The following is a 561-nucleotide window of genomic DNA, read 5'->3' on the forward strand; positions in this document are numbered from 1 at the left end:
TATGCAGAGAACAACCGCGATAAAGTCATGACTCTGAGTTGTGATGAATTTTTACGGCGCTACTTACAACATGTATTGCCCAAAGGGTTTATGCGCATTCGCCACTATGGCTTTTTAGCTAATGCATGTCGCAAGCGAAAGTTAGGGTTAATAAAGGCTCAAGTATCAGCATCCCCATGCAAAGCGGTGAAGCCGAAGGTAGAGCAAGAACGATTAATACCCCATTGGTCTTGCCAGTCATGCAAGACGGGTACCTTACGATTTATTGGTGTGATGAATTTAGATGAGGCGACAAATAAAATAGCGCGAACGAGTTAGCAGCCTTGCTTGCTGCATCAAATCAATAAGTTAACCTGCTTAATTGTTCAGGCTAATAGCGACTGTGCGAGCGAAAAATATCCTTGCTTAACGGTTAAACATTCGGTTTAATGAATAAATAATAAACGCTGAGCAATGCAGGGAAAGCTTAAATTATAATAGGTAAGCTTATTAAATTAGCTGATTTAGCTAGAGCCTCTAAAAAGCAAATTCCCATAGCATAAACAACACCAACTCTGACAC

1 protein-coding gene is annotated in these 561 nt (G+C 40.5%); it reads left to right on the plus strand.

The features are described 5' to 3' along the window. The coding region (locus H5159_RS20770) for a transposase (protein ID WP_182780971.1) at positions 1-318 on the plus strand (318 nt) is incomplete at its 5' end. Positions 319-561 lie beyond the last annotated feature (243 nt).

The organism is Pseudoalteromonas sp. SG43-1 (assembly GCF_014164415.1).
Classification (GTDB): Bacteria; Pseudomonadota; Gammaproteobacteria; order Enterobacterales; family Alteromonadaceae; genus Pseudoalteromonas; species Pseudoalteromonas distincta.